This window comes from Chryseolinea sp. T2 (assembly GCF_037203685.1).
Taxonomy (GTDB): domain Bacteria; phylum Bacteroidota; class Bacteroidia; order Cytophagales; family Cyclobacteriaceae; genus Chryseolinea.
Genome location: NZ_JBBCAU010000001.1, coordinates 73982 through 91340, shown reverse-complemented (window position 1 = coordinate 91340; position 17359 = coordinate 73982). Strand labels below are relative to the sequence as shown.

Sequence of the window (17359 nt, the reverse complement as noted above, 5' to 3'; positions counted from 1 at the left end):
AAAAGTCTTGCTAGATGAAAATACGTGTAGGAATGGGATTTGATGTGCACGAACTTGAAACAGGCCGCGATCTTTTCCTCGGCGGCATTCACCTTACCGATGCGCCAAAGGGTGCTGTCGGGCACTCCGATGCCGACGTTCTTATTCATGCCTTGTGTGATGCATTGCTTGGTGCCGCCAACCTGCGCGACATAGGCTTTCATTTTGCCAACACCGACGATCGCTGGAAGGGCATGGACAGCAAGTATTTTCTTAAGGAAGTAACGTCAATGCTACACGCCCGCGGATGGCAGATCGGCAATGCCGACTGCACGATTTGTCTCGAGAAGCCTAAGGTCAATCCGCACGTGCCAGCCATGAAGAAGGTCCTCGCCGACATCATGAAAGTAGAGGAGGACGACGTGTCGATCAAGGCAACTACAAACGAGAAACTGGGGTACGTTGGCCGCGAGGAAGGAATCTGCGCCTATGCTGTTGTATTGATCCAGCGTCCATGACTGATCTTCAATTCATCATCACGGAGGATGGTTCCCATACTCTGTTTCGTGCCGACCTGGACGAAACGTATCATTCAAAACACGGCGCTCTTCAGGAATCGCAGCATGTGTTCATCAACAACGGACTGCGATACTGGATGGAGACGCGCAATAAGGAACAGGTAACAATCTTCGAAGTTGGCTTTGGAACGGGACTCAATGCCTGGCTAACCCATCAGCTGGCAACGGAACAAAAACTTCAGGTAAGATACTTTTCGGTTGAAGCCTTCCCGCTACAACCGGAGGTTTGGAAAGAGCTTAACTATGCGCCCGATGATAGGACCTTCAAAGCAATACACGAAGCGTCGTGGAATGTTTCAGTACCGGTAAGTGAATATTTCACCCTACATAAGCTGGAAGGAAAACTGGAAGACGTGTCGTTGCCTGAGCTAACTGACATCGTCTACTTTGATGCTTTCGCACCAGCGAAGCAGCCGGAATTATGGACGTATTCTGTTTTGGAAAAGGCATGCGTCGCCCTGGACACGAACGGAGTGTTCGTGACTTACTGTGCAAAAGGTCAGCTCAAACGCGACCTTCGAAGTCTGGGTCTAAGAGTTGAAACGCTTCCTGGACCGCCGGGGAAAAAGGAAATGGTTCGGGCAATACGTCTCTGACGTTTGTGCCGATTTATTCCTAACTGTTCCTGAGGGGATGCCCGTATGATACTCTTCGGGCTAAACAGATTGGGGGATTTCTTCCCAGCGTGATCCGCCAAAGGCGGACCCGAACTGAACTGCGAAGTCTGATCTCTTGAAGTAATCAGGCTACCTTACGGCGGCTCTCTTCTACTTTTTTGCCATTACGGTGCTCACCGAGAACGATGACATCCTTTGTGATTTCATACTGCTTTGCAGCCTGCATCATCGCTTCTCTGGTGTCCCTGATGATGATCACTCCCGTTTTTGCGCCTTTATTACGCAATTCAAGATAAAAACCATCCTTCTTCTTCTTCGGTAATATTGCCGGTCTTCCCATGGCGTGTGTTTTGTTTGTTTTCGCACCCCGCAAAATCAATCTCTCAAATTAAAACCTTTGGTGCTTATGATCTTAACTGAAAAGGTCCACTATTAGTTCTTATTAACAAAGTTAAACTAGTAGTAACGGTTAAATAATTATGCGATAACAACTCCGCATAAAACGAGCCAGAAAAATCAAACGTTGCCAGCTAAAAACCATCTCTTCAAAATAGCAAAGGCTGCAATCGTTGACGCGTTAGCATTTTTAAAACTCACTGAATAAATTGTAAAAAGATTCAAAAAATTCCGCCAAACCTGCAGACTGCCCCAATATCCTTCTGTTTGTTTGGTAAATTCAAAACCCCGTTCTGCCCTGAGCGTGGCATTAATGTAATTATTAAACAACCAGAGACGATGAAAGAAAAAACCACCCATGGTTTGTACACTCCTGAATTGGAGCACGACGCGTGCGGGATTGGTTTTGTTGCCAACATCAATGGAACAAAATCAAACCAGAATCTGAGAGACGCGTTGTCGATGCTCGAAAACATGGAGCACCGTGGAGGTAGGGGAAGCAGTCCCAAAACCGGCGACGGCGCTGGCGTGCTAATCCAGATCCCACACGAATTTTTTGTTGAAGAATGTGCCCGCCTGGGCTTTGAACTTCCTGCCGCCGGGAAGTATGGTGTCGGTATGGTCTTTTTTCCAAGAGATAAAAAGATCATGAATGCCAGCCGCGAAGTGCTGAGGAAAAATATCAAGGATCTGGGTTTCGAACTTCTTGGCTATCGAGTAGTCCCTGTGGACCACAGCGTGCCTGGACCTGGTGCCCTCGAAGTGGAACCCTGCATTGAGCAGGTGTTCGTTAAACCAAAAGATGAAACACTCTCCGGCGATGCGCTCGAACGCAAACTTTTCGTCCTGCGTAACGCCACGACACATGCCGTGCTCCGCGACGGTCGTGGGTCAAGTAAAGAGTTCTATATCACGAGCTTCTCTGCCCGTACCATTATATATAAGGGTCAGTTGCGCACCGAACAGGTGCGTGCCTACTTCGATGATCTCCAGGATTCACGATTGAAGACAGCCCTCGCTCTTGTTCATTCGCGTTTCTCTACCAATACATTTCCAAACTGGAAGCTTGCTCAACCGTTCCGCTATATCGCCCACAATGGCGAGATCAATACGATCCGCGGTAACGTGAACAAGATGAAATCAAAGGAAGCCTTGTTCAAGTCGACGCTCTTTACCGACGAAGAACTCAGGTTGCTGCTTCCTATTACGAGCCCCGATGGTTCGGACTCAGCAAACCTCGATGCACTTGTTGAAATGCTTGTGCTCTCAGGTCGCTCATTGCCACACGTACTCATGATGCTTGTGCCCGAGGCGTGGCAGGACAATAAGCTGATGGATCCACATCGCAAGGCTTTCTACAAATATCACGCGTCCATGATGGAACCATGGGATGGCCCGGCCGCCCTGGTGTTTACCGATGGGCATCGCATTGGTGCTACGCTTGATCGTAATGGTCTGCGTCCGCTGCGTTACTGCATCACAAGATCGGGCCGCGTTATCGCTGCATCAGAAGCAGGTGCGTTGCCGATCGATCCCAAGGATGTTATCGAAAAAGGCCGCATCACGCCTGGCAAAATGTTGATGGTAGATACTACAATCGGCAAAGTGCTTGACGATGATAAGGTGAAGCGCGCCGTATACGAAGGCAAATCTTACTACAACTGGATCATCCAGAATCGTCTCAAGCTTCGACTTGAGCCAGAGCAGGAGTGGCAGGAGTCAAACTTCGAAGAGAAGACTTTGGTGAAGCGTCAGGCTGCGTACGGATATACCTCCGAAGACATTAAGATGCTCATTCATCCCATGGCCGAAAAGGGCTATGAAGCCGTTGGCTCAATGGGTGATGATACACCACCGGCAATCCTTTCAAAAGAAAGCCGTCACCTCTCTAACTATTTCAAACAACACTTTGCGCAGGTAAGTAACCCGCCGATCGATCCGATCCGCGAGCGCCTGGTGATGTCGTTGTTCACGCGCGTAGGTTCGAGCCTTAACGTTCTGGACGAAACTCCAGAGCACACAAGGCAGATTCACATCTCTCAGCCTGTATTGCTGAACTCCGACCTCGAGAAGTTCAAGCACCTGCAGGACCAGGGATTTGAAGCCGCAGTATTGCAATGCGTATTCAAGGCCGACGGCGAACCAGGACGTCTTGAAGAAAGCCTGACCCGCATCTGCGCTGAAGCCGAAAAGGCGGTGCGTGCAGGCAAGAAGATCCTGATCCTTTCTGATAAGAAGACAAGCCCTGAGTTTGCTCCAATACCTTCTTTGTTGTCGGTAGGAGCAGTTCACCAATACCTGGTTGAGAAGCGTATCCGTACGCAGGCTGGTTTGGTCGTTGAAGCAGGCGATGCATGGGAAGTACACCACTTTGCAACGATCATCGGATACGGTGCAAGTGCCATCAACCCTTACTTAGCATTGGAGACCATCCACTTCATGAACAAGGAAGGAATGTTCTACAAGCCGCTTCCGGATGAAGAGACGTTTGCCAATTATCAGAAGGCAATTGGCGGAGGTTTGCTGAAAGTAATGTCCAAGATGGGCATCAGCACACTCCAGTCTTATCAGTCATCACAAATATTCGAGGCCCTCGGTATTGGCAGTGATGTCGTTGAAAAGTGTTTCCGTGGTACGATCAGCCGCATCGAAGGTCTTTCGTTTGACGACATTGCAAGCGAGGTTCTCGTTCGTCACAACCTGGCTTACGACCTGGATACAAAAGAACTCCCTGTGGGAGGTATCTATCAGTGGAAGCGTCGTGGCGAGAAGCACATGTTCAGCCCCGAGGTGATCCACCTGCTGCAGCATTCGACCAAGTCGAACAACTATGAAGTATTTAAGAAGTACGCACAGAAGATCAATGATCAGGCAAACGATCAGCTGACATTCCGCGGCCTCTTTGAATTCAAGAAAAGAAAGCCAATTGCATTGGAGGAGGTTGAACCAGTTGAAGACATCTTCAAGAGGTTTGCTACCGGCGCCATGTCGTTCGGCTCTATTTCATATGAGGCACACTCTACGCTGGCAATTGCCATGAACCGAATCGGCGGAAAGAGCAACAGCGGTGAGGGTGGAGAAGATGAATCACGTTTTGAAAAGAAGGCGAACGGCGATTGGGAACGTTCAGCAATCAAACAGGTTGCTTCCGGACGCTTCGGTGTAACCAGCCACTATCTCACAAACGCTGATGAACTGCAGATCAAGATGGCGCAGGGTGCCAAGCCTGGAGAAGGTGGGCAGCTTCCTGGCCACAAAGTAGACGAATGGATCGGTCGCGTACGTCACAGTACCCCGGGCGTTGGTCTTATATCACCGCCTCCTCACCACGACATCTACTCGATCGAGGATCTGGCGCAATTGATCTACGATCTCAAGAATGCCAACCGTGCGGCACGTATCAATGTGAAGCTTGTATCACAGGCGGGTGTAGGTACCGTTGCGGCAGGTGTGGCAAAGGCAAAAGCCGATGCTATCCTCATCTCAGGTGCAGACGGAGGTACCGGTGCATCACCGATAAGCTCACTGCGTCACGCCGGACTTCCATGGGAACTCGGCCTTGCTGAAGCGCATCAGACGCTGGTTAAAAACAACCTGCGAAGCCGTGTCACCCTGCAGACTGACGGACAGATCCGTACTGGTCGTGACATAGCTATTGCAGCAATGCTGGGAGCTGAAGAATGGGGTGTTGCAACGGCTGCCCTGGTGGTTGAAGGATGTATCATGATGCGCAAGTGTCATTTGAATACATGCCCCGTGGGTATCGCTACTCAGGATAGTGAGTTGAGAAAACTCTTCACTGGCGATCCTGATCACGTCGTTAACTTCTTTACTTTCCTCGCACAGAACCTGCGTGAAGTAATGGCAGAGCTCGGCTTCCGCACCGTAAATGAAATGGTGGGTCGTGCCGACATGCTTCGCGTTCGTCAGGATATCGATCATTGGAAGATCAAGAAACTTGACCTCTCTCCGCTGCTCCTCAGCGAGCCTGCACGTGAGCACGTAGGTGTATACAAGCAGATCGATCAGGATTTCGAACTCGAGAAAGTACTCGACTGGAAACTTGTTGAAGCAGGCCGCGCAGCATTGGATGATCAGGAACCTGTACGCGAACGCTTCGCAATCAGAAACACTGACCGTTCCGTGGGTGCATTGCTCTCAAACGAGATCTCCAAGAAATACAAAGGCAAAGGACTTCCTGCCGATACAATTCACTTCAAGTTCAAAGGATCAGCAGGTCAGAGCTTCGCGGCTTTCACAGCACCTGGTGTGACATTCGAACTCGAAGGCGAAGCGAATGACTACTTCGGTAAAGGACTGTCGGGTGGTAAACTCGTCGTCTACCCTGATAAGGAAGCTACCTTCAAACCTGAAGATAATATCATCATCGGTAACGTGGCATTCTACGGAGCAACCGCCGGCGAAGCTTACATCAGAGGGCAGGCAGGAGAACGTTTCTGCGTGCGTAACTCAGGTGTGACTGCTGTTGTCGAGGGCGTTGGTGACCATGCATGCGAATATATGACAGGTGGTCGCGTGATCATTCTCGGTAAAACAGGACGCAACTTCGCCGCCGGTATGAGCGGGGGAATTGCTTACGTGTTCGACCCGGAGCGCGCACTCGACAGACTTTGCAACAAAGACATGGTCGACCTGGAGACTCTGGAGAACGAAGACAAAGCTGAGTTGAAATCCATGATCGAGAAGCATTTTGCTTACACCGGCAGCGACCCTGCCGAATGGCTCCTCGGAAAATGGGAAGAAGCGTCAGAGCTCTTCGTAAAAGTGATGCCGAAGGACTACAAAGCCGTGCTCTCAAAAGCAAAGGCAACGAAGTCATCTTCGACAAAATTGAAGGCCACAGTTAAATCGTAACAGCAGCATGGGACAAGTAGATGGATTTATGAAGTTCAATCGCGAGATGCCTAAGTCGCGCGATCCAAAAGAAAGATTAAAGGATTATAAAGAAGTATATAACCCGCTTGACAAAGAGAAGGTAAAGCAGCAGGCCTCCCGTTGCATGGACTGTGGTGTTCCCTTCTGTCACAACGGTTGCCCTCTGGGAAATAACATCCCCGACTTCAACGATGCTGTGTATCACGGCAAATGGGAAGAAGCGATCAAGATCCTCAGCAGCACGAACAACTTTCCGGAGTTCACGGGCAGGATTTGCCCTGCTCCATGCGAGGCAAGCTGTGTGTTGAGCATCAACAATCAGCCTATTACTATAGAGTACATCGAAAAGACGATTGCTGAACAGGCTTTCGAGAAAGGTTATATCAAGCCAAATCCTCCTAAAACAAGAACGGGCAAGCGTGTTGCCGTTGTAGGATCAGGACCCGCCGGTCTTGCTGCTGCAGCTCAATTGAACAAAGCAGGGCATTGGGTTACGGTGCTCGAACGCAGCGACCGGATCGGTGGCCTTCTACGGTATGGCATTCCCGACTTCAAGCTCGAGAAGCATGTTATCGATCGTCGTGTGCGGTTGATGGAGCAGGAAGGCATTGTGTTCCGCACTAATGCACACGTCGGTGTGAACATCAGTGCGCTGCATCTGAAACAGGAGTTCGATGCGGTAGTAATGTGCGGCGGAGCTTCTGCACCACGCGACCTTCCAATTCCTGGTCGCCAGCTGAAGGGCATTCACTTTGCTATGGAATTCCTTCCTCAGCAAAACAAACGTGTTGCCGGTGATCGGATCTTCTCAGGCGAAATTCTGGCAACAGAAAAGAATGTCCTCGTAATCGGCGGCGGTGATACAGGTTCTGACTGCGTAGGCACATCGAACAGGCATGGAGCAAAGTCGGTAACTCAAATCGAGTTGCTCGCCAAGCCTCCGCTGTCACGTCACGATAATAACCCATGGCCGCTCTGGCCAATGGTGCTGATGACATCTTCGTCGCATGAAGAAGGTGTAGAGCGCCAGTGGGCTATACTTACAAAAGAGTTCCTTGGCGATAACTCCGGCCGTCTTACAGGCCTCAAGATCGTTGAGATCAAGTGGGGCGTAAATGCCCAGGGCAAGATGGGATTTGAAGAGATCCCGGGAACTGAGCGCGTTGTTCCTTGTGAACTCGCATTGCTGGCAATCGGCTTTGTGGGAGCAGAGAAGCACGGACTCGTAGAGGAGCTTAAGCTTGAATTGGATGAACGCGGAAACATCCGCACCGAAAATTATATGAGTTCCGTTGAAGGTGTATTTGCCGCTGGCGACGTACGTCGGGGACAATCGCTCGTAGTTTGGGCGATTTCCGAGGGACGTGAAACAGCCCGCGCGGTCGACACCTGGCTGATGGGAAGTTCAGGCCTTGAAGCAAAAGATGAATCTTTCGTTCATCTCACAACGGAAGAAGCTTAATCTTCAAAATATGGTTTTAAGGTTGAAGAGAACCTTCCTGGAACACTCCGGGAAGGTTTTCTTCTTTTATGGAACTTATCTGCCCTCCAGGTGTTTGGTATGGTCGATAGAAATGAACATTCTGCAAGTTTGTTAGTTTTGCAGGAAATAGTGATGTGATCAAGCATCTGAGACACTAAGTCAGATAGGAGATCACTGGAAGTAAATTCTGATCATCCGAAATGAGCAAAAAAGTAAAAGTTGGTATTGTGCAGATGTCCTGCACCGCTGTTCCTTCTGAAAACCTTCAGAAAGCTGTAGCGAGAATTCGCGAGGCCGCCAGCAAGGGTGCGCAGATCGTGTGCCTGCAGGAGCTCTTCACCTCACTTTACTTCTGTGATGTTGAAGACTACAACAACTTCAAACTGGCCGAGCCCATTCCGGGCCCGTCGACGGATGCACTCTCTGCATTGGCAAAAGAGCTGAATGTCGTAATCATTGCGTCGCTGTTTGAGAAGCGCGCCGAAGGTCTTTACCATAACACTACAGCCGTTCTCGATGCAGATGGAAAGTATCTGGGCAAGTATCGCAAGATGCACATCCCCGATGATCCTGCGTATTATGAGAAGTTCTATTTCACGCCCGGCGACCTGGGATACAAAGTGTTCAAAACAAAGTTTGCCACCATCGGCGTGCTGATCTGCTGGGATCAGTGGTATCCTGAAGGTGCGAGAATTACTTCGCTCATGGGTGCCGAGGTCCTCTTTTATCCTACAGCTATTGGTTGGGCTACCTCACAGGACGAGGCAACCAACAGCGAGCAATATAACGCATGGCAAACGATTCAACGTAGTCACTCTGTTGCAAACGGCGTGCACGTGGTGAGTGTTAATCGCGTTGGCTTTGAACAGAATGGAGCGATGAAATTCTGGGGCGGATCTTTCATTAGCAACCCCTTTGGCAGAATACTATACCTGGCTCCGCACGAAGATGAAGTTGTTCATGTTCAGGAGATCGATCTTAAGCAGACGGATAACTACCGCACTCACTGGCCTTTCATGCGCGACAGACGGATCGATTCATATCAGCCGATCACGAAGCGTTACATAGACGAGGACTAACTTGTCAGGCCTATGCCGTCCGGCATCATGTGCCATGTTGAAAATCAACAATAGCCAGGTTTCACCTACTCCGTGCGCAACACGCGTGCGGGGTTAAGTCTTGTTGTAGTATATACCTTGTAGCCAACGGACACAACAGACGCCATCAACAGTATCGACGCTGAAATAATAATAGACGCCACACTGACGGATTGATAATACTTCCAGATGCCCTGCATGAGGGCAATTGACAGATACCAGCCCAACACTGAACCCAACGCTGTGGCTATGCCCAGCACAATAAGAAACTCCCGGTTCACCACACCGGTGATATTTCCTGTAGATGCACCAAGCACTTTCCGCACTCCGATCTCTTTCATCTTCTTAATAATATTTAGCGACACCAGCGTGAACAAGCCCGTGGCTGAAAGTAGCATGGCAACGGCACCAAGAAATGCGAACATCGTTACGAGGTTCTTGTTAACGGTGTCGGCTTCTACCATCTCCTCGTCCATGTATTGACCTTCATACATGCGGTTAGGAAACAATTCCTTCCACTTCGACTCCATGTATTTGTTCACATTCACCAGTTTGTCGGTGGGAGCCTTCACGAGGATGTGACGTACGTTATCGCGTGGTGCATATCTAAAGAGGATCGGATCGAACTTGCGCCATAGCGCCTTGTTATAAATGTCTTTCACTACACCCACAACATAGTACTTAACAGTATCGGACCACGTGATCTCAGCGCCAAGAGGTTGTGAGAGCTCTAATTGCTTTGCAAGATCTTCAGTGATAATCACTGACTCGCGCCGGTCATTTGCTGATTCGGATTGAAAATTTCTGCCCTGCGTAAGAGTGATGCCTACGGTTGGAAGGTAGTCTTCTCCTACGTCGAGAATACTAACCTCAATTTCCTTGTCTTCATGTTTAATGGGATCACTCAACCACTGGGAAAACAAATGTGACTGCGTTCCGGCCATAGCTGTGATGTCGTCATTGTCTGCGAGGGAGTTCCTGAAAGTTTCAAATTCAGATCGTCCGTTCACGTAGGTATATACGATGCCGTCCCTGTTAAATCCCAGGTCAAAGTCGCGTTGATAAGCTGCATTGTCAACAAACGCAAAGCTGCATACAATTCCCGCGAGCGACAAGGCAAACTGTATGCATAGCAACATCCTCATGAACAGATTTGCCCCTCCGAATTTGAGTGTGCCTTTCAGAATTGTTGTCGGTTGAAAGCGGCTGATGTAGAATGCGGGATAGCTTCCTGCAAGGAGACTCGTAATGACCAATGTCACGATCAGGAAGATGACAAAATTGGGTCGGCCCCAGTAGTCGGTGTGAAGCTCAAAGTCTGACCACAGTTTGTTGAAGGCAGGCATCAACCATAACTCGGCCAGAACGAAACCCACAATAAGTGCCAGGAAGCAGATAACAAATGTTTCGCCGATGAACTGGAAGATGAGATGTCTTCGCGCGCTGCCCATCACCTTGCGTATACCGATTTCCTTTAGTCGTCGCGACGAAATGGCCACAATCGTGTTGGTAAGATTAAAGCAGGCAATCAACAACACCAATACTCCCATTGAAACAACTCCCAGTACCGCCGCGAGTGGAGATCCGTTTCGCGTCCATACACCCTGCTTGTCACTGTAACTGTCCCTCACGCCCATACCAACAAAAGGCTCGACGAGAAAGTATTTGATGATAAAGTCTTCCCTTATCCGATTATTGTTTTCAACATATCCCTTAAGCCGTTCCTGAACCAGAGATACTTTCGATGGGTCATTGATCTGCACAAACAGCGTCGTGCGATAGTACCATCCATTCTCGTTGAACCTTGGATCGCTCTCACCATCAAAGCTGAGGTCGTAATGTGCATAGGCTTCACCGTAGAAACTTGAATTGCTGGGTTGCTTTTTGAACACGCCGGCAACAATATAATCCCTCGTCTTTCCGCTGTCGAGCATTTGAACGAGGTGTTTGCCAACGGCATTGTCGCTTCCAAAGAACTTTGTGGCGAGCTCGCTGCTGATGCAGATATTGCTTCGGTCGCTGATGTCGCCGGCACCTCCCGTAAACTCAAAGGTGAATAGTTTAAAAAATGAAGGATCAACAAAATTGACGTCGGCATGCAAAAGTTCGTCGCCAATACGGAAGTTGCTGCCTTCGGCCGGTGAGTAACGCACGACCTCGTCAACTTCTTTTACGTTCTGGCGAATGGCGTTTCCAAGGCCTATGGGCGCATAACCGTGTTCAGTAAGCTCGTTCTGAAACTCACGAACGGCCCCGACCCGATAAATTGTGCTGGCATTCGCGTGATTCTCGTCGAAACTCGCATTGTGATCATAATTGAAGTACGCAATAATGCAGCAGGCAATGGCGATGCCCATGCCCAGTACATTTATAAAGATGTAAAGCTTGTTCTTGAAGAGGCTCCGGAAAGTGATGAGAAGATAGTTCCTGATCATGGGACCTTGTTTTTGGGTGCAATCCGACTAGTCCTTAGTCTTGAGTATTTAGTCCTGAGTATTTAGTCCTGAGTTCTGCCGTCAGCTGAAATCATACTCAGGACTAAGGACTCAGGACTAAGGACTAATTTACGACATGCCATCTCGGATTAGCCCTCGACATGACAAAAATTTAATGACATACATCTTCATGTTTTATGATTACTATCTCTTCGACAACGATGGCAATGTCACAACCTGACACTTATTTTTGATTAGCTTTGCAATGGAATTTTTGAGGTACGCTCACTTTTGCCCAAGGGCCAAACGCCTTCCAACTAATGAATCAGGACACTAAGCAACAACAGATACAATTCCATACTCGGGGAATTGGTGACACACAAACGCCGAAAGAACTAGGCTACACATTCCCGGCTGAATTTGCAAAACACAAATCAACCTGGCTGAGCTGGCCGCACAAGCACGAATCGTGGCCTGGAAAGATCGAAACTATTTATCCGATCTATGCCCAGTTCATCAAAGCCGTTGCCGAAGGTGAGATGGTGAACATCAACGTTGTTGATGAGAAGATGAAGGAAAAGGCGTCGCGACACATTGAAAAGGCAGGCGCCGATATGAAGAATGTAACGTTCTTCTTTCACCCCACCAACGACGCCTGGTGCCGTGACCATGGGCCCGCATTTCTTTTAAATCCAAATGCAGATCAGAAAAAGATCATCGTGGATTGGGGCTATAATGCGTGGGGTAATAAATATCCGCCATTCGATCTTGACGATAACATTCCGACGCTGATTGCCGAAAAGCTGAACCTCCCTGTATTCTATCCGCAGATAGTTATGGAGGGTGGCTCCGTCGACTTCAACGGTAAGGGTACTGTACTGACCACTACATCATGCCTGCTTAATACAAACCGGAACCCTCATTTAAACCAGAAACAGATTGAATCGTATCTCATTCAGTTTTATGGCGTGGATCAGGTTCTTTGGTTGGGCGACGGCATTGTGGGCGATGACACTGACGGACATATCGACGACCTCGTGAGGTTTGTGAACGAAGATACCGTAGTAACTGTGGTTGAAAGCAATCGCCAGGATGCGAACTATGTTCCGCTGCGCGACAACCTGCGCGAATTAAAACGCATGCGCCTGCTCAATGGCAAGCCAATGAATATTGTCGAGCTGCCAATGCCTGAACCTATCTCTTATGAGGGCATGCGCTTACCTGCCTCATATGCCAACTTCTACATCGCCAACAATTATGTTGTGGTACCCACATTCCGTGACAAGAAGAATGATCCTCTCGCGCTCAAGCTGCTGGAAGAATGCTTCAAAGACAGAAAGGTGATCGGTATTGATTCCGTTGACGTAATCTGGGGATTGGGCTCTTTCCATTGTTTGAGCCAGCAGGAACCGGAGATTTAGATCCTCCTACGGGATCTGAATACCTACGGGATCCGAGTGCATTTGCATTAACCCGGAAAAGAGTTTCAGCGACTTTAATCTTGCATCCTGATCATAGACGTTGGTTGTGATCATCAGCTCCTGTATGCCCGTCTGCTTTATAAAAGAATCGATGTGAAGTTTGACGCGCTCCTGGCTGCCGGCGAATGAGCACGCCAGCATGCTCAGCACTGCTTGCCTGGTCATCTCGTCCCAAACAGTGTTGATGTCTTCCACGGGAGGAGGCATGGGTTGACGCCTGCCGGTGATCACTCCCATGAACATTTGTAGAACGGATGTGAAGAGGTAGTTCGCCTCCTCATCAGTGTCGGCGACCACAACATTCGCGGCTGCCATCATATATGGTTTCTTAAGTACTGCAGAAGGCTTGAACGTTCTCCGGTAAAGATCTATCGCTGTAAACAAATGCGTCGGAGCGAAGTGACTCGCGAATGCGTATGGAAGGCCTAACTCACCGGCTAGACGTGCGCTGTCGGGGCTTGAGCCCAGTACCCAGATCGGAATATCAAGCCCTTCGCCAGGGATGGCTCTCACTGCACTGTTCGCATTATCTTTTGAGAAATACATTTGGAGCTTGCGAATATCATCGGGAAACTCTTCGACGCGCGCCTGCTGACGACCTATTGCCCGGGCAGTCAGCTGATCAGTACCCGGTGCGCGACCCAGGCCAAGATCAATACGGTTGGGATAGAGCGTGGCGAGCGTTCCAAATTGTTCTGCTATGATATACGGAGAATGATTGGGTAGCATGATTCCACCCGACCCGACGCGGATGGTATTTGTCCCCTGTGCTATATAGCCGATCAGCACCGATGTTGCAGCGCTTCCAACACCTACGCTATTGTGATGTTCGGCAAGCCAGTATCGATTGAAACCCAATTGCTCGGCAGCCTGCGCAGCGGCAAGACTATGATGAAAGGCATCGGCGATACTACGTCCTTGAGTTATCGTGGCCAGGTCCAGTATTGAATATGGGATATTTACGTTGCTATCAGGCATAATCAGGACAAGATGAATTCGCCTTTCATAACATGGCTTGAGACAACAAGGTTCCAGGAAGAATCCCCCGATTGAGACAAATTCCAGACATAAATCAGAACAGCTTCTACAGTTTATCATTGCGGCAGTTCGTCGCCGGCAATTTTTAAAAATTCAATATTAGCTCTCAAGCCTATGAAATCGTTATACGACAACGGATATAATAGTAATCAACAATCAATGCACATATGTTGATAACTCAGATAAAGAAGGGACTGGTCATAAAAAGAAGGGAGGCCATTGTCAATACAACGGCCTCCCTAGTGCACGATTGAAAGTCCAAAGGATCGATGTCTTACGGGACTTCGCCAGCGGGGTTATTTCAAACCATACAATTCCACGTGTGCCTTATCGTTTTCAGCGTTCGGCAAAGTCTTATAAGTAAACTTAACTTGTTTGATCTCCGGCGATCCGCCCTTAAGATCGATCTGACGAGTTTCTGATCCTGCTTTCAATTCACTCTTCACGTGAATATCCTGCGTTTCGCCATTCTCGAAAATTACAGTGACATCTTCGATATTGATTGGTGAATCAGTCACCTTTAGAAGAATAGATTTGAACCGGTCGTTACCGAGGACAGCAATAGTCTGGTCCTCCATTTTGAAGTCAGCTTTTACTTCACCGATCTTATGCCAACCCGGCTTGTCGCTCAGCATCACGCTTGGCTTTTGCGCCTGAGCAAAGTTTACAATTGCTGCGAAGAGCACAGCAAATACTATCATTACCTTTTTCATATTTTATGTTGAGTTTATCCACCACTCCCATTCAAAAAAGTATGCCATAGCTAGCGGGAGGCTTTTTGAATGCAAAAAACGATGTTCGGATGTTTAGCCAGAGGATGGAATTCTACAACTATCGCAAAATTGGTCTCAACCTCCACAAACGTTGTATATCACAGCATTCTTTGAATTAGCGGAAGCCGGTTCATAGGCCAGGACCTCGAAATTTTTCGCATCTTAGAACTATAGTATCGTGTTCTTCATCTTTGAAAAAACCCTTGAGCCATGATCCGGAACTATCTCGTCGTCGCGCTTCGAAACATCACCAGGCAATTCAGTTATTCAGCAATAAACATCCTGGGATTAGCCATAGGGTTGGCCTGCAGTGCTGTAATCTTCATGTACGTGATGGGCGAATGGAGCTATGACCGCCATAATCCGAAAGCCGATAGAATCTATAAAGTAGGGATCGCCTTCTTTGGAATGGGAGGATTCGGTATCGGCCCTGAGGTGCTGGGCGAATCCCTCCCTGCACAATTTGAGGGAGTCGAGGCCTTCACCCGAATCAGAAGAGATGGATCGCTGATCATCACAACGGAATACCGTGAATTCCGCGAGCTGGCTTACTACACCGACGCCTCATTCTTCAAACTTTTCCCCAGGGATTTTGTTGAGGGTAGCCCTTCAACAGCCTTGAAAAATGATAACAGTATTGTTATTACAGAGAGCGTTGCTCAAAAGTTCTTTGGCACAGCAGATGCCCTCGGCCGCTCAATTTCCATTGGAAAAGAAAAAAAGCCCTTCGCAGTAACGGGAGTCGTGAAGGACGATAACCATAAGTCGCAGCTGAACTCAAAAATCTGGCTTTCGATACACGGCATACTCACCCACGAAACCAATTATACGTCTGCGGGCATGTACAATTATGTACTGCTGAAGGATGGACAAACTCAAAACGATCTTGAACTCGCACTCGACAGGATCCTGGAAAAGGAAATTTTCCCCGGGCACATGGGTGTTCCCGAAGGACTTTCTTTCGATGAATATAAAAAGCATCCTAACGCGGTACAGTTTCCTGTCTATGCCTTGAAGGACGTTCACCTCAAATCGAAACTACGATATGAGATATCTGCCGGTGGAGATGAGGATAATCTATATGCCTTTGGTGCGATATCATTATTTGTGTTGTTACTGGCGGCCGTCAATTTCATAAATCTTACGACGGCACGTGCTTCACGTCGCGCACGGGAAGTCGGAATCAGGAAAGCGGTGGGTTCGTCGCGTTTCAGCCTGATGAGCCAGTTTCTCTCTGAGTCCATGATCGTTGCCGCTATCGCGATGGTATTTGCATTATTCTTTGGGGAAGCGTTCCTGTTGATCTTTCAATTGATGGCAGGCAGCCCCCTCGTTGATTCTTTATGGACACCTTGGAACCTGGCAATACTATTCTCTTTCGCCGTACTCATTGGCCTCTGCTCGGGTATCTATCCTGCATTCTATCTCACCTCGTTTCAACCAGCCCGTGTTCTCAAAGGTCACACTAATCCCAGCGGTGGAAGTGGCTTCAGGAACATTCTGGTTGTTTCTCAGTTCGTCATTTCGTTGTGTTTGATGATGTGCACGACCGTTATTTTTCAACAGATGAACTACATGAAGAACCGCGACCTGGGATTCCACGGCGAAAACATTTTCACCATCGACGATCTCGGTGAACTGGGTACACAGGTTGAAGTGTTCAGAACTTTTGTTTCCGGATTGCAGGGCGTTAGTGGCGTTGGCAGACATTCAGGAGAGCCGGGAAATGAATCTGTTAAAACGGTCTATAACTATCAAACAGAGACTATGACCGAAGGGGTAACCCTCAACACCTATCCGATGGATGCTGAGATGATCCCACTCATGCAATATCAATTGATCGCCGGCCGGAACTTTAATCGCGATCTGGTTTCAGATACCTCCGCGATTATTCTTAATGAGGCTGCCGTGAAGTTTCTGGGTCTGAAAGAGCCGGTGGGGGCAAAGTTGAAATATGGTGGAACTGTAATAGGCGTGGTGAAGGACTATCACTGGCAGTCACTTCGCGAGACGATAGCTCCTTCGGTATTCGCGATGGGCAGAAACAATTATCCACAACTCAGTGTGAGAGTTAGCAATGCAACTGCTTCCAGCGTGCTCGGGCAGATAAACAATAAGTGGAAAGAACTGGTACCGGATGAGCCGTTCAATTATCACTTCGTAGATGAAAACTTTGGTAACATCCTCGAAAAGGAAAAGCTCTTCGGTCGTGCAGTAGGTTTCTTTACGGTGTTGGCCATTTTCGTTTCCTGTTTGGGATTGTACGGGTTGTCTGCGTATACAACTGAGCAGCGCAATAAAGAAATTGGAATACGAAAGGTAATGGGTGCGTCTTCTGCAAATATCGTCTTGATGCTGAACCGGCGATTTGCCATTCTTGTGGCGATGGCTGTGTTGATCGCCACTCCACTGGCGCTATACCTGATGTCGCAATGGCGCGAAGGATTTGCTTACCGTGCCGACATGAGCGTAGTATTATTTGCAGGCGCTATTGTCGCAGCATTTGGCGTTGCACTGGCAACAGTGAGCTATCACTCTGTTAAAGCGTCACTGTCGAATCCGGTGAAGGCGTTAAAGTATGAGTGA

11 protein-coding genes are annotated in these 17359 nt (G+C 48.6%); 7 read left to right on the top strand and 4 right to left on the bottom strand.

Features of this window, described 5'->3' with window-relative positions:
• The first annotated feature begins 14 nt into the window (after positions 1-14).
• Both ispF and mnmD read left to right on the top strand, forming a co-directional pair.
• On the top strand, positions 15-497 hold the full coding sequence (ispF, locus tag WBG78_RS00380; RefSeq protein ID WP_337324375.1) for a 2-C-methyl-D-erythritol 2,4-cyclodiphosphate synthase: 483 nt from the start codon (positions 15-17) through the stop codon (positions 495-497).
• Positions 494-1153: a tRNA (5-methylaminomethyl-2-thiouridine)(34)-methyltransferase MnmD gene (gene mnmD, locus WBG78_RS00375; RefSeq protein ID WP_337324374.1), complete on the top strand. Its 660-nt coding sequence runs from the start codon at positions 494-496 to the stop codon at positions 1151-1153. The genes ispF and mnmD overlap by 4 nt, the downstream gene beginning before the upstream one ends.
• Before the next feature lie 145 nt (positions 1154-1298).
• On the opposite strand, the gene WBG78_RS00370 is transcribed toward mnmD, so the two are convergent.
• Positions 1299-1514, bottom strand: a complete 216-nt coding sequence (locus WBG78_RS00370) for a hypothetical protein (RefSeq protein ID WP_337324373.1) — start codon at positions 1512-1514, stop codon at positions 1299-1301.
• A gap of 395 nt (positions 1515-1909) precedes the next feature.
• On the opposite strand from WBG78_RS00370, the gene gltB reads away from it, so the two are divergent.
• The 3 genes from gltB (at position 1910) to WBG78_RS00355 (ending at position 9028) form a co-directional block, all read left to right on the top strand.
• On the top strand, positions 1910-6445 hold the full coding sequence (gene gltB, locus WBG78_RS00365) for a glutamate synthase large subunit (RefSeq protein ID WP_337324372.1): 4536 nt from the start codon (positions 1910-1912) through the stop codon (positions 6443-6445).
• Between the two features lie 7 nt (positions 6446-6452).
• Positions 6453-7928: a glutamate synthase subunit beta gene (locus WBG78_RS00360; protein WP_337324371.1), complete on the top strand. Its 1476-nt coding sequence runs from the start codon at positions 6453-6455 to the stop codon at positions 7926-7928.
• Positions 7929-8149: 221 nt separating this feature from the next.
• Positions 8150-9028: a carbon-nitrogen hydrolase gene (locus WBG78_RS00355; protein WP_337324370.1), complete on the top strand. Its 879-nt coding sequence runs from the start codon at positions 8150-8152 to the stop codon at positions 9026-9028.
• Positions 9029-9093: 65 nt separating this feature from the next.
• Here WBG78_RS00355 and WBG78_RS00350 read toward each other — a convergent pair whose 3' ends face one another.
• The gene (locus tag WBG78_RS00350) at positions 9094-11481 is read right to left on the bottom strand and encodes an ABC transporter permease (protein ID WP_337324369.1); all 2388 of its coding nucleotides are present in this window, start codon (positions 11479-11481) and stop codon (positions 9094-9096) included.
• A 320-nt stretch (positions 11482-11801) separates the two neighbouring features.
• On the opposite strand from WBG78_RS00350, the gene WBG78_RS00345 reads away from it, so the two are divergent.
• Positions 11802-12902: an agmatine deiminase family protein gene (locus WBG78_RS00345; RefSeq protein ID WP_337324368.1), complete on the top strand. Its 1101-nt coding sequence runs from the start codon at positions 11802-11804 to the stop codon at positions 12900-12902.
• Between the two features lie 6 nt (positions 12903-12908).
• On the opposite strand, the gene WBG78_RS00340 is transcribed toward WBG78_RS00345, so the two are convergent.
• Positions 12909-13940, bottom strand: a complete 1032-nt coding sequence (locus WBG78_RS00340; protein ID WP_337324367.1) for an LLM class flavin-dependent oxidoreductase — start codon at positions 13938-13940, stop codon at positions 12909-12911.
• Between the two features lie 356 nt (positions 13941-14296).
• Entirely contained in the window at positions 14297-14713 is a 417-nt protein-coding gene (locus WBG78_RS00335) for a DUF2541 family protein (RefSeq protein ID WP_337324366.1), read from the bottom strand.
• Between the two features lie 270 nt (positions 14714-14983).
• Between WBG78_RS00335 and WBG78_RS00330 the strand changes: the two genes are divergently transcribed.
• Positions 14984-17359, top strand: a complete 2376-nt coding sequence (locus WBG78_RS00330; protein WP_337324365.1) for an ABC transporter permease — start codon at positions 14984-14986, stop codon at positions 17357-17359.